Origin of the sequence: Variovorax flavidus (genome assembly GCF_030317145.1) — a bacterium.
GTDB classification, from domain to species: Bacteria; Pseudomonadota; Gammaproteobacteria; order Burkholderiales; family Burkholderiaceae_C; genus Variovorax; species Variovorax flavidus.
In genome coordinates, this window is record NZ_JASZYE010000004.1 from 370936 (window position 1) to 388615 (window position 17680).

Annotated in this window: 15 protein-coding genes; 11 read left to right on the forward strand and 4 right to left on the reverse strand. The window is 58.7% G+C overall.

All coding sequences use genetic code 11. The annotated features are described in order from the left end of the window. Positions 1–277: 277 nt before the first annotated feature. Entirely contained in the window at positions 278–1264 is a 987-nt protein-coding gene (locus tag QTH90_RS21625) for a hypothetical protein (protein ID WP_286666625.1), read from the reverse strand. Positions 1265–1818: 554 nt separating this feature from the next. Here QTH90_RS21625 and QTH90_RS21630 point away from each other — a divergent pair. Then, the gene (locus QTH90_RS21630) at positions 1819–3174 is read left to right on the forward strand and encodes an HNH endonuclease signature motif containing protein (RefSeq protein WP_286666626.1); all 1356 of its coding nucleotides are present in this window, start codon (positions 1819–1821) and stop codon (positions 3172–3174) included. Between the two features lie 653 nt (positions 3175–3827). Here the strand turns inward: QTH90_RS21630 and QTH90_RS21635 are convergent. Then, positions 3828–4004, reverse strand: coding sequence for a DUF3606 domain-containing protein (locus QTH90_RS21635; RefSeq protein WP_286666627.1), 177 nt, complete (start codon positions 4002–4004; stop codon positions 3828–3830). Between the two features lie 150 nt (positions 4005–4154). Between QTH90_RS21635 and QTH90_RS21640 the strand changes: the two genes are divergently transcribed. After that, positions 4155–4775, forward strand: coding sequence for an ATP-dependent DNA ligase (locus tag QTH90_RS21640; RefSeq protein ID WP_286666628.1), 621 nt, complete (start codon positions 4155–4157; stop codon positions 4773–4775). A gap of 883 nt (positions 4776–5658) precedes the next feature. Here QTH90_RS21640 and QTH90_RS21645 read toward each other — a convergent pair. After that, entirely contained in the window at positions 5659–5946 is a 288-nt protein-coding gene (locus QTH90_RS21645; RefSeq protein ID WP_286666629.1) for a helix-turn-helix domain-containing protein, read from the reverse strand. A gap of 264 nt (positions 5947–6210) precedes the next feature. Between QTH90_RS21645 and QTH90_RS21650 the strand changes: the two genes are divergently transcribed. From QTH90_RS21650 to QTH90_RS21670, 6 genes are all read left to right on the forward strand, one after another. Further along, on the forward strand, positions 6211–6711 hold the full coding sequence (locus QTH90_RS21650) for a hypothetical protein (RefSeq protein WP_286666630.1): 501 nt from the start codon (positions 6211–6213) through the stop codon (positions 6709–6711). Between the two features lie 308 nt (positions 6712–7019). After that, entirely contained in the window at positions 7020–8006 is a 987-nt protein-coding gene (locus QTH90_RS21655; protein ID WP_286666631.1) for an AAA family ATPase, read from the forward strand. Between the two features lie 208 nt (positions 8007–8214). Further along, positions 8215–9447 carry a TniQ family protein gene (locus QTH90_RS31540; protein ID WP_353506625.1) on the forward strand — a complete coding sequence of 411 codons (1233 nt, stop codon included), beginning with the start codon at positions 8215–8217 and terminating at the stop codon, positions 9445–9447. Positions 9448–9571: 124 nt separating this feature from the next. Beyond that, complete coding sequence (locus QTH90_RS21660) at positions 9572–10468, forward strand: PDDEXK family nuclease (protein WP_286666632.1); 897 nt, start codon at positions 9572–9574, stop codon at positions 10466–10468. Continuing rightward, positions 10453–12708: a TnsB C-terminal domain-containing protein gene (locus tag QTH90_RS21665; RefSeq protein WP_286666633.1), complete on the forward strand. Its 2256-nt coding sequence runs from the start codon at positions 10453–10455 to the stop codon at positions 12706–12708. Before QTH90_RS21660 ends, QTH90_RS21665 begins: the two co-directional genes overlap by 16 nt. After that, positions 12705–13952: an ATP-binding protein gene (locus QTH90_RS21670; protein WP_286666634.1), complete on the forward strand. Its 1248-nt coding sequence runs from the start codon at positions 12705–12707 to the stop codon at positions 13950–13952. The genes QTH90_RS21665 and QTH90_RS21670 overlap by 4 nt, the downstream gene beginning before the upstream one ends. On the opposite strand, the gene QTH90_RS21675 is transcribed toward QTH90_RS21670, so the two are convergent. Then, positions 13949–15238, reverse strand: coding sequence for a TniQ family protein (locus QTH90_RS21675; RefSeq protein ID WP_286666635.1), 1290 nt, complete (start codon positions 15236–15238; stop codon positions 13949–13951). The two genes, QTH90_RS21670 and QTH90_RS21675, sit on opposite strands and share 4 nt — an antisense overlap. A gap of 803 nt (positions 15239–16041) precedes the next feature. Here QTH90_RS21675 and QTH90_RS21680 point away from each other — a divergent pair. The 3 genes from QTH90_RS21680 to QTH90_RS21690 all read left to right on the forward strand — a co-directional run bounded on the left by QTH90_RS21680 (position 16042) and on the right by QTH90_RS21690 (position 17412). After that, complete coding sequence (locus tag QTH90_RS21680) at positions 16042–16302, forward strand: hypothetical protein (RefSeq protein WP_286666636.1); 261 nt, start codon at positions 16042–16044, stop codon at positions 16300–16302. A 97-nt stretch (positions 16303–16399) separates the two neighbouring features. Further along, entirely contained in the window at positions 16400–17005 is a 606-nt protein-coding gene (locus tag QTH90_RS21685) for a hypothetical protein (protein WP_286666637.1), read from the forward strand. Positions 17006–17103: 98 nt separating this feature from the next. After that, positions 17104–17412, forward strand: coding sequence for a DUF6980 family protein (locus QTH90_RS21690; protein WP_286666638.1), 309 nt, complete (start codon positions 17104–17106; stop codon positions 17410–17412). The last annotated feature ends 268 nt before the right edge of the window (positions 17413–17680 follow it).

Genomic DNA, 17680 nt, shown 5'->3' on the forward strand with positions numbered 1-17680 from the left:
GGACGACCTTGGCAAAGGAAATGGCGCATGCCTGCACAGTCCGGAATGGCGATTTTGGACTGACCTCGAACTCGCAGGCTATCGAGAGCGGCTGTCGACGCAAGCGGTTTGCCGTCCCCAAGGCTCGTAGCAACGTAGCAACGAGCAAGGCGTTCGAGTCCTGGAGACGAAGTTGCCAGGCTGAGATGGGGCTATTGGGGGGAGTCTGCTCGCTCGGCGCGTCGAAGTAGTAGTCGAGCAACTTCGGAAAAGAAATAAGCGGCGGGGCGGTGAGACATCACTGCACGCCCATCAGCATGTCGTTGAGTTCGTCCTTTGTCGGCACATGCTTCGATTCAATGATCTGAGTCAACACAGCACGCAGAATTCCGTATGACTGCGCCAAGTGGAGTTCGCTGTGCTTCGGCTTGCCGTGGGCAGCAGCTGAGCGCTTGTCATAGAGGTCGAAGATTTCCTTCTGCTTCTCAAGACGCGCTTTTCCAGGCTTGCAAAGGTACGACGAGATCAACACTGAAACCCGAAAGCGTAGCTCAGCGGTGGATGGCGAAAAGAGCGCTTCGAGAGCACCCCACAATGACACGAGGGTCAGTGCATGCGATGGAACGAATGTCGACAGTTCATAGGCTTCCATCGCCAACTTGAAGTCAGCCTGCAATCCCATCAGGTCAACGGCGGTCTGCCAGTTCTGCACAACCCACATTAGTCGGGACGCCGCTGCTTCCAATCCGTCGTCGCGCATCTGCAGATGGATGTAGTGGGGCGTTGACTCGATCGGCCTGATGATCATGTCCCGATCCGGTACTGCCGCGAAGGCACTCAGCGAATGGTTCGCCTCAAGCAGAAATAGAATTTCTGGATTGCAGTGAAGGCGCAGCATGCATGTGAGAGTGCGGACAACCTCAATCGGCTTGAGTCCATGCGGCGGCTTGTACGTTGAGGGGATGTAAATCTCAGTGAACACATCAAAACCATCACCCTGAGTCGTCGCTTTCCACGGACCTCCGTGGTGCTTGCCTGGTGCAACGGGCGGCCTGAATGCGACAGTGTTCGAGATCATGAAGTGTGCAAACGTCCTTCGCATAACCAAACCCTTGCCGAGCTTGACCTCCTCCACGTCTGGGTGCAGCACGAGGTTCGTAAGCCCGGCGTAGTAGCCTGGAGGGGGATTTGGTTTCGACATGCCCCGATGGTAGCTACCCGCTGGGGGCCGTGCCGTGCCGTTTTCTGACTTCGGGACAACCACAAAGCGCTCGGTGTTCTCCAATACGCGCTCAAGGTGTCCACTCACACGCTGCTGGAACGCTCAGTTATCCACGTGGCGCTGGGGTTTGTAGACGCGGTCCGAGTCGTCCGCATAGCGCAGCTGACCTGACGTTCGATCGTGGCAGCGGTACTTCCGCTTTCGCTGCGTGCCGGGCTGCCGGGCAGGGCGGTCCAGCTGTTCAGTGCCCGTTGCGAACGTAGCGCCCTGACATATGAGGTCCTTCCGCGGAGCTGGCTCGGAACTCCCCTGTCTGCCGCCGGCCACTTCTCCAGGCAGTGCGCGAGACCAGGGAACTGCTACCCCAGTTTTCACATGACAACGTCTTCGATTCTGCGAATTTCAAGCTTCCGAACTTCGCGGCAACCAGCTATCGGCACGCTCATTTGCCGAAACCTCGTCGATAGCTACGCTCAGAAATGGATAGGATGCTCCGATTCGTACCTGGAGCCGATCCGCAGCGGGAGCGGACGCACAACGCGACTACGACGTGAGCGTCGGCGTTACGGGACGGTACATGCATCACACCACCACGCCCAAGTTCAACCGGAGATCCCGTGCCTTCCGAGCTCGCAACAACTTTTCTGTACAAGACTGAAGACGCATACAAGGAGATCGTGGGCCGCTACTCACCTAGGAGTTGGTTCTCGTTCGACAAGAAGGTTGAACAGGTGCGGCGTGAGGGCGCATCGAAGTTTGCTATGACCGTTTGGAATGAGCGAGAAGGCAACCGCGAAGGTAGTGCCGGCTTCATCGAGGACCAAGCCACACGGGAGAGGTGGTATCGAGTCCCACGCCAGTGGCAAGACAAGGATCCAAAGAAGCGAGTTGCGCTCTTCAATGCCATCGATCTGGCGATTGGTCTGGGCATCGAGATGACGGCGCTACTGAAGGACCACAAGACGGGCTTGGTATCCTTGGATCACAAGTTCGAAATAGTGGACGCCGCCTACGAATGCGACGGCTCCATGATTTGGATAAAGCTGGAGAACGGCGGCAAGCCGGCGGGGACGCCAATGGCATCAGGGTCGCTCGGGCGGTTACGTGACTTACCTCGACGTGACCCACTCCTCGCACGTCCTAAGAGTCAAGGCAAGGAAGCGGTAACCGCCGCGCAGATTGAGATTGCTTGCACCGTCGGCAGGCAGATCTTCTCAGGACTGCGCACGTTCAACGACGGACTGTCCGACCTCGTCGCAGCTGGCTATCACAAGGCCACCGGAGGCGTCGCGCTTCGCAACTACTCCCACCTCCGAAGAGGCGAGGGCTTCAGTAGCTTGATGTCTATTGAAGCCATCAGGTACTTCGTGGCAAGCATCCTTCTCGATGACGGCCCCGAGGCTTTACCGACCGTTCTACGCGCCCTTCGTGCACACGCGGCAGGAATGAAGTCCGGTCGCCCTCACATGCTAATGCGTTTCATAGCGGAGCTTGAAAGCCAGGAAGAGGAACTTCCCGCACTGAGAGCAGCCGCGGAGCTCTCCAAACAGGCGACGCTTGCCTCCCTTGCCTCAGAGATACAGCGGCTTATCTGGGCGCGTGGCCCACACCACAAGGCGTTCAGAGACATGCTCGAGATTCGCTGGGGCGCTTGCTGCTCGGTTCACGGCGACGACTGCCAATCGCTCCTTAGAGCCTCGCATATCGTTCCCTGGGCTGAATCAACAAGCGAGGCTCGCGCCGACCCCAACAACGGCCTGCTGCTCTCAGTGCCCTTGGATGGGCTCTTCGACCGAGGTCACATCTCCTTTGATGTCGAGGGCTGCCTTCTTCATGAGAAGGTGCCGAAAACGATGCGCAAGCACTACGGTATCACCGAAGGCTTGAAGCTGCGTTGGGATCGGTTGGGGCCAGGCGATCGTGAGCGCATCCGCGAGAACCTGGCCAAACACAGGGCACGACACGGCTTTTAGTCGCAGCCAAATCGGCCGAGCGGATCAGAAAAGGCCATTCCTAGTTCATTTGCACGCAGTCGGGCCATAGGTGTCCGGTTAGCAGCGGGGACCTAACGTTCGATCGAGACCGGCCGTACGTCCGCTAACGCTGCGTAGCTGCCACCGATGCCATACATCGACGGTGCACTCGACCCAGTGCATCGGATTTCCGCCCAATGCAATAGCACGTATCGTGGCAGATAGCTCACAGCTAGGCGCCGAGGTCCAGATTGAACAGTACTCTGCCGAAGCCGCCAAATACTGGTCATATTTGAGCGCACCCAAGGCTACGAGCCAACGTCGAACCAGCACCCCAAAAAATGGCCTCTTCGCGCGCCATGGTGGCAAGTATCGAGGTGGCGCTCCGGTGGTGACGAACCTTGTGTTGCTGCCGGTCCGCGTGGACCGCTCTGGCGCATGAGCCTTGGTCGGCGGCGGCAGAGGGATCGTCCGCGCGGTAGCCACGGTGGTCGACCGGCTGCGGCCTAGCGGGTCCCGGCAATTTTCTTTGCCTTCTTGGCTACGGTCTTCTTCGCGGCCGCCCGCGCCATCGGCTTGCGGGGTCGACGCGAGCAGGCGCGCGGTGTCCGAGTCGTACTTCGCATTGCCGGGGCCCATCGCCCCCTTTGCGGTCATTTCTTCCGCAGGTACTCGCGCACCTTCTCCGCTGAGTCGCCCACGGCCGCGACGGCCGCCTTGAGTTGCTGCTCGGTGACGCCGAGCGATTCGGTCCAGCTGCCCACCTCGTGCGGCTCCTTGAGGGAGATGCGTTGGCGGTCCTGGCCGGTCTTCTTGGGATCGTCAGACATGAGGGTCTCCAGTTGAAGTTGATCAACGCGCGGCTCAGCCCGCGCTATGGACTGGATACGTTCCACCCAACGCCTTCGATCAGCCATTACCTTTTATGCTCCTTTTGCTGACAGTAAAAGCCCATACCCTATGTGAACGTGAGCTTATTGATGGAGCTCCGCGACTACCCGCCCATGTTGTTCATCGAACGCCCGCTGGCGTTCGAAGCGCCTGGCTGGATCTGGGAGATCAAGCTTGACGGGTGGCGCCTCACCGCCATGTTCGGGGACGGTCAGTGCAAGCTGCGCACGCGCGGGGGCGCCGACGCGACGCGGTGGTTCCCAGAGGTAAGCCAGAGTCTGGCCCGCGTCGCCGGTGGTCCCTACATCACCGACGGGGAGGTCTGCGTGTTCGATGACCTCGGGCACTCAGATTTCGACCGGCTCCAGGCGCGAGGCCAGCGCAGACGCTTCGTCGACGGCGGCGACCGGGTCGGCTACGCCATCTTCGACCTGATGGTTGATCACGGCATCGATGTGACAGGCCAGACGCTCTTGCAGCGCAAGGCGATCCTCGGTGAGCTACTCGACCCGTGCCCCGACAACGTCCTGGTGGTCGGCTTCTTCGATTCCGACATCGACCGCGTCTTCAACGAGGCCGTGCTCGGCATGAAGCTAGAGGGCTTGGTCGCCAAGCGCATCGACAGCCCATACAAGCCGGGCCACAGGACATCCGACTGGGTGAAGGTGAAGCGAAAGGACGCCGGGCCGCCCGAGCGGTTCAAGCGTTAGGGGCCCGGCTCATCCTGGTGCGGCTGAACCGGTCATGAATCCCATTGGGGAAGGGCGACCTTCCACATCGACCTGGTGATCGTGGTTCAGCGGGCTTGAGTCTGAAAAAGCAGCCCATGATGCACTGGCCGCCAATACCGTGAGGGCGACCCACCGGGGGACGCGTTGCTTCCAGATAGCGAGAACCCCGAGCGTGGCTGCACTTACGGTTAGTCCGACGAAAGCGGGATCGTGCATAGGGAACTCTGGCGTGCTCTTTCTGAAGATGGAGGGCGATTTTCCTCTGGAGGGCGTCGCGCCGTTCGCTTGAACAAAGGCCTATTGTGTTTGCTGCTCACGAGAAGGAGTCGCCGCAAAGGATGCCTTCGACCGCGCCATCGCGTACGTGCGCGAGCTACCCACCCGGCCATCGATTCTCAATCTGAGAATGGAGGCTTGTGTTGGCCTGTGCTTGCTCAGCCTCGGTATCGGCAACCTCTCTGATTTCCTTGGTTGACTGGTCGGGTGTAGCGCCGGGGTGGCGCTTCGCAGCTTGCTCGACGCTCATCCTCCATCGGGAACGGATCCACTGAAGGACAGTGGGCCCGCCATGTTGTGCTCGTCCTTCGTCTGAGCCATGCCCTCATCCTTCGGCAAATCCAACATCCGTAACAGACTATTCGCGCGGATAAAACGCAACGAAGGTCTGTCGCTTACCGATGTTGCACATCAATGCGAGCGGCTAGCCGCCTTAGCTTGCTTGAAGCGTGGCAAATTCCTGAAGCGGGATGGAGGGCGGAGCTGCATTTCCGCCTCATCAGCGCCGGTCTGCGCTTGCAATGTGACACTCGATCCGTCGCCAGCGAACCAGTTCCTTGAATCGATTTTCCCGCGCAAAGCTCTTCTACGATCTACTAGGGGAAGGCGCCAATGCAGCGCTCCGAAGTTCCTTCCTGTACCGCTTCGAAACGGCGGTAATCAGCACGGCCGGATCGACCTCAAGGCCCTCGGCGATGCGAAAGACGCTGGACAGCGAAGGCATGGCAATTGCTCGCTCGACTTTTGCCACAAAGGTTCGATGGACTTCAGCCACCAGCGCGAAGCGGTCCTGGCTGAGCCCGAGCGCCAACCTGCGAGCCTTCAGCTCTGCTGCAAATGCCCGGAGCAACGCCGGATCCTGGTCGGAACGCATGAGACGAATCTCGCCTCTTGCAATCTTTTGCGCACCAGCCTATCGGGTTCAAAATGCACGAATGCGTACGAAACTGCGCAGCGCGTGCCTTCCACAACTGCAAGTCAAACTCCCATAGTGTTACCGAGTTTGCTTGAGCTTTTAGGCACCTGCGTATAAGATACAGGACCGCCGACGACGATCGCGAAGTTGATCTTTGGTCTGCTGGACCTGGTCTGACGACGAGACCGGGCGATCGCGTTGGCTCTGGACGGAGCGATCAGCATGAACGGTGCTCTTTTAAAAGCGCGCTTTCCGTACATGTTCGAAGGTGACCACGTTGGCCTGACCTTCTATCGCGGCTGGACGCCGATCCTGGGCCGCGCGTGTGAGCAAATTGACCGGCTCCTACCCCCAGGCAAACTCGGCTTTCGGTGGGTTCAGCTTCGAGCCGACCAGGGCTGCGGGCTCTTCTTGTATGTCTTGGGCGAATTTCGGACGTTCGTGGTCAACCTCAAGGGCGATACGCGCCGAGCCATGCTGTTCGCGGCCTACGATGTTGGCGCAGAACTGACGCCCGAGGTAGATCGGGTTGTGCTCGAAGCAGAGCGGCTGACAAGCACCGCTTGCATGGTCTGCGGCCGGCGCGCCGAAGCAGCTTCCTATTTTGGAACTGAGCTCACGCTGTGCAGCTTGCATGAGCCGAGCGCTCTTGCCCGAAGCGGTGATGAAGGGCTTGAGGCCTTTTGGCGGGAGGCGGTCGAGTGGGAGGTTCAACCATCGTGAGCCAGATCCGTCGAAGAACAGATTTGGGTAGCGACTCCCACGCTCCGGAGGGCTTTTCCTTGTATCGCACGGAGGTCTCTCAGGACTCGTATCAAGTCGTGGAGATCTTGCTCCCCATTGCGCTGCAATGGCGCCTGGCCGAGGAGCGCCGGGCATTGGCCCGGACTCGCGAGGAAGAGAGGCGCACCTCAAGCTTGGAGCGCCTGCGGGTCGAGCGTGACGCGATGAGGCCCGCTGAGGCACCTGCTGCCCATTTGCCCGCAGGACCAGAGGGTCGACTCGCTTTCATCAGGCAATTTGAGCGAGGCGTGGCACGTCGCGACCGGAGGCGAATTCATCTGGTGTTGAAGGCTGAAGAGGTCTTGCGTGTGCTCGCCAAGACGGCGACCGTGCGAAACAGGGACGAACACAAGCGCGAGCTTGAACTGATGGAGAAAGTGAAGTCCTTGGGCGCGCTCAGAGAGGTCGCCAACCCCGCCCGCCATCCGGATCGATGGGCTCGCAAGATGGCAAATTTGCGTGCATCTCATCCACATTTTCTGCCTGTCACTGACTTCGTCGCCGAGCACGTGGCGCTGTCGATGAGCAGCAAGGGGCCGCTCTCAATCCCTCCGCTCCATCTGTGGGGGCCACCGGGTATCGGCAAGTCTCACTACGCGAACGACCTTGCGATTGCGCTGGGCGCTCCGCTGCGTCGTCAATCCATGGAGAACGCCCAAACCACCTCTTTGCTGCTCGGCACCGAGCGGCATTGGAGTACCGCATGTCCAGGCGCGGTATTCGAAGAGATCGTGCTGGGGAGGTTCGCGAATCCTGTTTTCCTGATCGATGAACTCGACAAGGCTCCCACAAACTCAACGTATGACCCGCTGAGACCGCTGCATTCCTTACTTGAGCCGCTTACTGCGGCAACCATTCGCGATGCCGCGCTAGACATCACCTTCGACGCAAGCTTGGCCATTTACATTGCAGCCTCAAATGACCCGCAGAAGATCCCCGAATCGCTGCGATCACGGTTTACGGAGTTCGAGATTCCAGTTCCCCGGGGAGAGCACGCGCTTCAAATCGCGCAGGTTGTCGCGGCTCGCACGATCGAGAAGTTGTTGGTTCCGGGCTTCCTTCCGCCGGAGCCGCGTTTGGCACATCGCCTTGCGCACCTGACGCCCCGAGCCATCCGCAAGGCCGTACAGGGCGCAGTGGCACATGCCATCGTCAACGACCGGCGGTATCTGAAGGCCTCGGATCTGCCTGTCGATGTGCTTGATGAAGACGGGCCGAAGGTCGTTCTCCACTGAACTTCGGGGACTATGACGTCAGCAAGACCGGTCCACACATATTTCCGTTTGAAGGAGATGAGTCGCTGTGCTCCGGCCGACCGGAGCCGGAAAGATGGACTTCTGTCATGACCAGAGATCTCTATGCCACGGCCGCAGAGACGGCGACCTTGCTCCAATGAGGGGCATAGGTAGCCCAGGGAATCGATTCTGGATTAGGTCAAGGGGCATGTTGACGGAGCCAAAACTGACCTATCTACCCGATGAAACCGTGTTCAGCCTGGTCGGCAGGCAGCACAGGCTTTGGGGATTCTCCAGCACTCGCTCGACGGCTCACGTCCTCTTTGGGAATGCACGTTGCCGCCTTCGACACGATTTCCCTCGAGCACTTGAAAACCTCGCGAGGCAGATGGACGGAGCCGCAGGCAGTGCCCTTGATGCGGCTCTCGAGCACACCGTGCTTCGCTATTACTTTCCATTCCAGACGGACGAAGGTGCACGGTGTGCACTGCAAAGCATGTGTCGTTCGGGAGGAACGAGCACAAAGAACTGCTTGGGCCTGCAGTACTCGCGAGTCGGAGCCCAACACCCCCTCAAGGCCTGTCCAACATGCATGCGGAGCGACCTCGCGAGCTACGGCTGGACGTACTGGAAATTGCGGCACCAGTTTCCCGGGGTGTGGGTGTGTCCTTTTCACGGAGAACCTCTGATGGTTTGCTCGGACCACGAGTGCATCAGAGAGGGAGGGCCCTGGCGATTGCCTCAATTCGAACGACTTAATCGGAACTGGGCTGCCAAACTAAAGGATCAAGACGTAAACCGTCTAGCGAGGTTTTCCTCCATGACGATTCGTGCCGTGGAAATCTACCAAACAATTTATCATTTTGATATCCGCGCCGTAGTTCAAATGCTAAAAATAAAGATGGAAAAGTATGGATGGATAAACGCGAAATCAGGACACATAAAGGCACGTGACGCGGCTTGGAGTTGGTCGCGGTACTCGAGTCCGTTGCGCTTTGTGCCGGGGTTTCGTTGGGATGAAGTGACGCTGGGAAAGTACTTTCCAGCGCTCCTCATTCATTCGACTAGGGCCCGTGCTCACCCTCTCGAAGTCTTGATGGCGATCGACTGGCTTGTAGGCGATCTGGAGGCATTTGTGAGCGCGTGCTCTTCGGGAGACTGCCGCAAAATGGGAACGCGAGAAGCGGAGCCGGCACAGGGCTGTCCTGTCGAGAGGTCCATCGTCTGGCGCCCAACACGGTCTGATCGTCCGCTCTACGCTCGCCGACCTGGCGCGCCTTTCGCGTTGAAACCAACGCCTTCGGCCCGTCGGCGAATTAAGAAGTCTCAGGCAACTTGGGGCCGCGGCAAGAAACGAATCGCTGTAACCTCAATCGCCAAATACCAAGGGACGCCTTCGAGGAGGTCCGGGCGCAGTGGGGCTAAATTTCATGTTAATTGAATGTTTGGAAATGCGCAAATCACCGATGCTTGCGCCTCCTCATTGATCCTAGTCTTGCGTTGATTTGGCTCCTGCAACCCCTCCTAGCGTCGGAGCAGAAACGGGCCGGATCTTGGAGGCCTAAATGGGTAAACGATTTACTCCGAAACTCTTGGCGCGATTTGCGCGGGAGCGCCGCGGTGAGGGAACGTACGCGAATTACGTTCCGTATCACAAGGTCGCGCGCGGCGATCCCTCAAGTTCCGGCCGAAGCAATTTGCTCATGTTCCGAAATCGCCTGCGCCACCTTCTGTCGGACGGCGAACTCGGGCAACAGTACTTCGCTGCGATGCTGCCTGGGCTTGATGACTGCGTCGAGCAGTTCAAGTTGACGCTGGAGCCCTCAGCGCACCCCCTTGCCGCATACAGCGAGCACGATGCACTGACACTCTATCCCGGGACGCTGGCACTCGCCGCGGAACTGGGGATGAAGCACCCGTGGGTCTACGGGGACGGTCAGAACGCGCCTTGGAAGGCATCAACCGATCTCGTGTTGGTCTTTAGAAGGCAAGCGCTTCCACGGGAGATGCTCGCTCTCTCGTTCAAACCCAACGGATGGTCGCTCCACGAGCGCACGATTGCTCTTCTTCGGCTTGAGCGAGAGTACTGGGTGAGGCGCGGCGTCAAGTGGCTCTTGATCACGCCGGAAATCTTCGACAAAAGAGTCGCACTGACGATGCGTCGGACCGCTGCCTGGGCCCTTACAGACCCGGCATCGGAAGAGCAGCGTGCAGTTGCAACGCAGCTTGGCTGTCGGCTCAACGGCTATCTGCTGCAAGAGGTGCTTCAGGAACTGCAGCAGCATCTTGGATCGATGGAGGTCGCCCAACTCGCTCTCTGGCAATCCGTGTGGAGAGGAGATCTTCCACTTGATCTGAGCCGTGGCTGGCGTCCACATCTGCCGATTGTCGTGCTGACCCCTCAGGCGTTCTGGGCGCAGAACCCTATCGCCTCCCAGAGGTCTGCATGGCTTTGGAATTGATTCACAACGCATGCTTCCAGTGCGACACACGGAGCGCGGACACGCTGGAGCCGGGCGTGTACAGGGTGATTCTGGATGAGCCCCAGCTCCAAAAGTTTGTTGTCGTTCGCATCGCTCCGGAGAAGGAACGCCCATCGAAGACGGTTGACGCTAGCGCGGCCGAGACTACACCGGCCAAGAAGAAAAGGAAGAGAAAACCATCGCCGCCCCTGGTGGGGGACTTGATATGGACCGATCGGGATGCACTCATCGATCTCAGGGCTCGCGGATTGCTCACGGCGGTTGAGATCGAGCGCGAGAACGTCGATGAACCGAAGAAGAAAAGCCAGATTAAGGAGTATGACCGTCGTTGTCGAACCATGGCGTGCTTCCTCGACTACGACCGACTTGTGGACGGAATCTTGTTGCATCGCGGGCTCGGAGGACTTGTGGCGGAGGCGAGAGCGGTGGACGGCACGGGTCGCTCGTTCGTCTATGCGTTGTGGTCGCTACTATGCAGGAAGGGGCTACTCGCAAGCAGCCTCATTCCCCGCCATGACCTAAAAGGGGCGCCGGGCGTATCGCGCCCTTGTGACCCCGATGGTCGCGAGAAGGCCGGCAGGAAGACGAAGGAGCAGCGTGTTGCTCGAGACACTCTCAACGTGATCCTCCCTCCCAAGCAGCCGGGAATGAGTTCGGAATGGACATTCAGGATTCTGGCGGCTGACAGTGCAATCAAGCCGCCAAAACCTCGGATGCCGACGCGCTGCGACATCATCCTAAAAGACTTTCGTTCCAAGGTCGTTGAAATCAACGGTCGAACTGAGCTGGTCCTGTCCGAGCTAGGTTCGTACCCCACGGATGAGCAAATCGCGCGTGTACTAACGAGCAACTTGACTGAGCTCGAGAGGATTCGAGAAAAGACGACGAAAGGGCACTTCCAAAGAAGTCAGCGGGGCCTCACCGGGCGAAACTGGATGGGAGTTGCCGGCCCCGGGCACACATGGGCGATCGATTCAACGATCGCCGATATGCATCTCAGAAGCTCGGTCAATCGCAACTGGATCATAGGCCGACCTATCGTCTACGTCATCGTCGATGTCTGGTCGACCGCCGTCGTCGGGTTCTACGTCTGCCTGACAGGACCGAGCTGGGACACCGCGAAAGTTAGCTTGTTCAACGCCGTGGCGTCGGCCGAGTTGATGGGGGAGCTGTGGGGCTGCCAGTGGCAAGCTACGCTGGATCCGGCTCCGACCCTTTGCTTTGCCCTCATGTGCGATCGGGGTGAGTACCTGTCGGCGAAACATCGGGCCACCGCCATGAAGTTGCTGCCACTGACGAGTTATGCAATGCCGTACAGACCAGACCTCAAGGGTCTGGTTGAAGTGCTTCATCGGATCGAGAAAGACTCGCAGTTCCAGTTCTTTGTCCCTGGCGCGATAGATGCAAGGAGGAAGGAGATGGAGCTTAAAAGAGTTGATCCATCGAAGAGTGTTTTGACTTTGGCGCAGTACACCCGGTACCTCCACGAGATGTTCTCGATGTACAACCTGACTGCCGATCGGTCTGAGCGGCTCGACGCACATATGATTGCCGCGGGGGTATATCCAAGTCCGAGCGGGCTCTGGAGGTGGGGACATCAAGTCGGCATAGGCGTTCGTCGTCAAATCTCCGAAAGCGAACTGATCTCCGAACTACTACCCCACAGCATCGCTACGGTCGGACGCTCGAGCATCCGCCATGTGCGATGCGACTACATGTCGGAGGAGATTAAGCAAGAACAGTGGACGACCATCGCTCGAAACCTGGGTAGCTGGGATATTCGGACTCACTATTATCCTGGTTCGATGTCCAGGATCTGGACGCCAGATCCGGCCGCCTCCGGGATGCTTAAGCTGGAACTCTGGGACGAGTCGCGCGCATCTCCGGAAACATCCTACGACGAATGGTTGGATGCGCTCGCCATCCAAACAATGAGGCGTCCGCAAGAAAAGCACCAAGTCAAGGAAATCAGTCAGAGTTCGATGGATCGCATGCAGGCGATTGTTGACTCCGGGCGACGTCAAACCGCCGACGCTCTCGCAAAGTCCTCGGGTTCGAAGCCGCCTCCCATCAGGGAAGCGCGTGCTGCCGAGATTGCTGCCCAGACGTCTCGTGACAAAAAGCCGTCCAGATCCAAAGTTGTTGAGAACCTGCGCAACGAAGCCTTTGCCGCGTATTACGCAGCCTACAGCGATGTGATGAAAAAGGTCTCCACATGAGCGATTCCTGGGATCCCGATGAGGGAAACATTCTTGCGTCGAACCTCAACCTCATCAAGACGCCTGAGGAAGTACTGGCTGATCTAATTACGAATCCCGTCTTTCCTGAGGGCATTGAGGATGCACCTCACCACATCAGATTGCACTATCTGATGAGGCTGCTGGCGCTTCACGTTCCATCTCAGCCAGACCAGGACCTATGGAGAACCATTGAGTTGGTGGTGCGGGAGATCTATCGTTGTCGCGACCCTCGGCTCAATACTACATGGGCTGACCTTAGTGGGGAAGTGCCTCTGTTGAGGCGTCCCGACAGTCCGCCACTGGCCGCGGCGGTTGGAGGCCCCTCTGGCACTGGGAAGTCGCAAGGCGTCAAACGGTGCTTGCGTGGCTGTCTGGGGAAACAGACCCACAGGCATGAGTCGTTTCCCGGCTTGCATGGACCTGTTCTGCAACTTGTCTACCTTTCGGTTGAGATTCCGGCGTCGGGCAAGGCGAAAGATCTCGCACTAGCATTGATGGATGCCTCGAAGGAAGCCACAGGTACTGACCGGTTCGACGGATGGCTCGCCAAGCGAGTTTTGAAGAACCCCCTCCAAGCGCTGGAGGAATGGCATAGCTGGGCGAGAAGTCACTTTCTCGGAATCCTTCATCTCGATGAAGTCCAGAACTTTTTCAAGTTGCAAACTCTCAAGCAGCGGTTGCAGCGCAGGGGGAGGTCGGGTGAGCCAGAGCTCAGTGTTCAAGAGGATCAAGCGATCAAGTGGTTCCTTTCAATCGTCAACAAGGGCCAGTACGCGGTGCTGGCTTCTGGCACCAACGACGGTATCAATGCTCTTGGTCATCGATTCAGCACCCTTAGCCGGATTACGTCGATGGGGTTTCATGCCTACGAGCCTTTTCGCGACGCGGACGATCCTGCTTTCGTCTTAATCTTCCTTCCGCCACTGATCGCGTGCCAGTTGACAAAGAAGAAGCTGAAACTGACGACGACACTTTCCGCCGAGATCTTTCAATTGACCGCGGGTGTGCCGCGGATCATCGTCACCCTATGGTTCATGGCGCAACGGGTCGCACTCTCGCTCCGCCATGATGAACTGCGATTGGATCATCTGCGTCATGCCTCTCAAACCTTTCTCGCGCCCCTTGCGCCGGCGGTGGCTGCGCTGCTCAGCAACGACCCCGACAGGTTGAGGTTGTATGAAGATTTTGTACGAGCCGTCGACCCTTCGATCTGGATCGCCTAGTTGTTCTCATACGCCATAAGGCGGGTTGCTTGATAAAGATTTCCCGCCGTAGCGCGTAGCAAGTTCTCGAAGTAGGAAACATCGAGGCCCAATCCTTCACAGGCCTCGCTTACAGATTGGCCGTCCTCGACAAATCGCTCGATCGCCCTCCTCAAACGTAGCAATGGCTCCTCTGCGGACGTTGAGGGAACGCACCCGATTCTGTCCAAACTTGGCAGCCCCATTCGATGGAGGTGATTGATGGTGGTACGCCGCGGCAGGCCCAATCTCTTGGCCACTCTGCGATGTCGGCCCGACTCTTTGACGTATGCCCGACGCAGCTTGTCCACATTCATGATTTGCGGGCTCGCAGGGCCTGCTAGCGACAGATCGGGAACCTCCGAGAGCAGAGCATCGATCTCAGAGGAGCCGGCGTCGTATAGCGCGGCCAGAGCAACGATGAAGGCGGTCACACTTGCGTATCCCTTACTCAGTCCCTTGTCGATGGTTTCCAATCGTAAACCCATCTGCTTCTCCCTGAACACGGGAAGAACTGAGCAGAGCCACTGAGCGCTGAACTTGGAGTGCAGCAAGTCGCTGAACGGCGTGTGATTGGCTCCTCGCCAATCGCGAACCCCCGCTTTGGCGGCGGCTTCGAGCAATACGCGTGTTACGGCCAGACCATCCAAGGGCTTGTGAGCCGCGAGGAATCCCTTTTCAATCTGCAGGAAGCGCTTGATGAGATTGGCATGACCCATATCTTCAAGCCGGGAGAACTGACTTTTCGAGCAGTTCCTCAGCGCTTGTGAGGGGCTGTGGTAAAGAGCCTTGCTGTTCTCAACGCACTTGAGGGGACTTTCGTGGACGAAACACCAATAGTTGCCCGGCAGTTGATGTTCGCGGTGCCAGTAGGCCATACCGTAATGCTGCAAGTCGTCCTGCACGCATCTTCTGCACAGGTAAACGTTTGGCCTCAGGAGCATCAACGACTGCCCAAGCCCCAGGCGCTGTTGCCCGGGCTGCCAGATTGCATTGCTGAGGTAGTGCAAAGAGTGATGCTGCAGGTAGTCGATTGGTTCCAGGCCGGCGGCGGCCGCCAGGGGCCTCACTATCGTCGCGTTTCGTTTGCCATGAGCTTTGGAATCCTCGCCGGTCCAGGAGAAAAGGTGTTGACGAGTGGCGTCGACGGAGATGAACCCATTGAGCGCCTTCAGGCGCCCTATATGGCCCCAGCCTCCGAGTTCGTCGGGCATTAGGATCGGCCTGATGAAAGGTGGATTGTCTAGATTGGTCGTACTGGACTCCATGCTCGCACCCTGGTTGCCTAGTCAAGACACATTGCAGCAGACGAGGGGCCGCTATTCAATAGTCAGCGTATCGGCGCGACATGGAAAGGCACCGCCGAGCACCCCGGCGGCAAGTTGTGCGCCCAACACGACAGACGGCCCCCCGCATTGACTCGTCGGGTCTGGTGTATACAGTCGCGGCTTTTCGCGTCGCGCAAGGAAGCGACCAGCTCTCCCTATCGCGTTGTCAAAGCCGGTACTAGAATTTCTTGTCAAGGGCCGCGCGCTGGGCTTCTGGGTGGAGAAAGGCCGCCTCATCCGCGAGGACGCTAGCTACAGGCTCACTCCGGGGGGACTCGTGAGTCGGCCTTCGCACAACAACTCCCGACTCACAACACGACGGCTGAGGAGGTAGGCTACTGGGAGCATCAGTTCCGCTGGAACAGTGAGCTTCCGCGCGTTAGTACGTTCGAACTTTGGGCCCCCGCCTGCTGACGGCCAGGACCAGACATTCGCCGCGACCTCCCAAATGCTTGATGCTCTCGTTTCACCTTGGTCTCGTCTTGGCGCCCTTGCCGGCTTGGCGCTCGCGATGGTGGTCCACTGGGCTGCGCGGGCGACATCGACACCATTCAGGCCGGGCATGGTTGGTGGGCATCGGTTGGGTTGCTGGCCTTGCGTGGGACCTCATAGGTCGCGGGAACTCCAAGGTAGCCAGCCAGCCCTCGACGCCCGTGGCGGCGTCAGCAGGAAAGGCAGAATGCGGCAAATTGCGGACCTTCGTCCCGCTTGCGTGACGTGAGGCGAGTCGATAACGTCGCGCTATGAATAAAAAGGATGACGTTCAGGAGCACCGGCCAGACGATTTGGCAGTCGGAGCTTTGGAGACCATCGCCTTCCACTTTCCGCTCGTCGCGATGGTGGTCGTCTTCGCGGCCATCGCCGTCTGGTCGGCCTTCAGCTTCATCAGAGAGAATTGGGCCGCGGTCGCGCTTGTCATAGCGGTGCCCGGCCTTGGCTTGCTGGCTTGGCGCTACCGGTCCGCGCACATCAAAGAATCGGTTAGGAAGCCGCCTGGCCGATAGTGCGATGCCGGCCTATAAGGGACGCAGCCACACAATGCAGAATCGCTCCAGTTTTGAACGAGATGCATACCCAAGCCTCACATTCCGAGCGGTGCCAATGCATAAACCAAACCTTTCGCTCAGGGCGCTGCTAATCCTTGCTTTATGCGTCCTGCCGTTTGTGCACGCGCATGGGCAAGGCGCGCCAACTCCCGGGGCCGCAGTCAATGGCCGGCCAGCCTACTCAGGGCGCTACTTCGAGGCCGCCGGCAAGCTGGAAGCTCAGTTGGAGCAAGTGATTTCCGCTCCAGACGGCGTCATCACGCGCGAGACTGCGGAGCAAATCTTCGCAATAGAGATTCCTCGCCAGCAGGCCTGCTCGGCTCCCTGCGCCGGGGATGGCTTCGAAGTCGTTCCAGGGAAAGATTGGTACTTCAAGCTGCATGTATCGAGACAGCCCAACGGAGCCGCTGCATTTAGCTTCGAACCCCGTCGCGCGCAGGATACCCGGGTAGAGATTTGCCTTCAGGCAAGGGACTTTGAGGAAGCCGCGACGAGGATAGGCTGGCGCGTTGTAGCCGAACACAAGACTCTCTTGTCGGTGCCTCCCGTGCGCACGTTTCGAAAAGGCCGCGGGGTACTCTTCGTCAACAGGACTCCCGATGAAGAGTGCGTGGACCGGGTCATGATGTTTGGCAACGTGAGCGACGACCTGCGGCTCTGAGCAATCCGAAAGGGCGGAGCGGCGGAATACGGCCAGGACCGGTCATTCGGCGGCGGGGCAGAATTCGCCTAGGAGCGGACGTTGCGAGAAGGACTTCGATGAACAGTCACTGTTGCCCAGCGATGCGCGAACAGGTCAGTTTTCAGTGTGACATGCACAAGGATTTGTTTGAGTGTCCCGATGTGCTCGTTGCATATGCGGCTCGCTATGACGAATACGGGCTCATCATCCGCGACGGCGGCCAGAGCGTGCGTTTGATAAGCCACTGTCCCTGGTGCGGTGCAAAGCTACCGGACTCGCGTCGAGATCGGTGGTTCGACGAGCTAGAGGCGCTCGGCTTCGATGAGCCAACTGCGCAAGAAATCCCCGAGAAGTACAAGACAGACGCTTGGTATCGTGACGCCTGACGGCCAATACCGGTCGGTCGCAGGCGTCCCAGAATTCACGGGAAAGCAGACGTTCGCCACGCCTTGGGAGCAGCCCCCCGGTCGTGATTCGACTATTTCAGCGCAGGACCTCGTTCAACTCGAAGCTCAGAAATCTCCGGAAGCGGGACAAACGTCAGGTCGATCGACGGCGCGACGCGTCGCATTTAAAGGGGGCAACCATGAAAATTGCTGGCCTGGATCACATCGTTCTCTGTGTTGCGCGCGTGGACCGAACGATTGAGTTCTA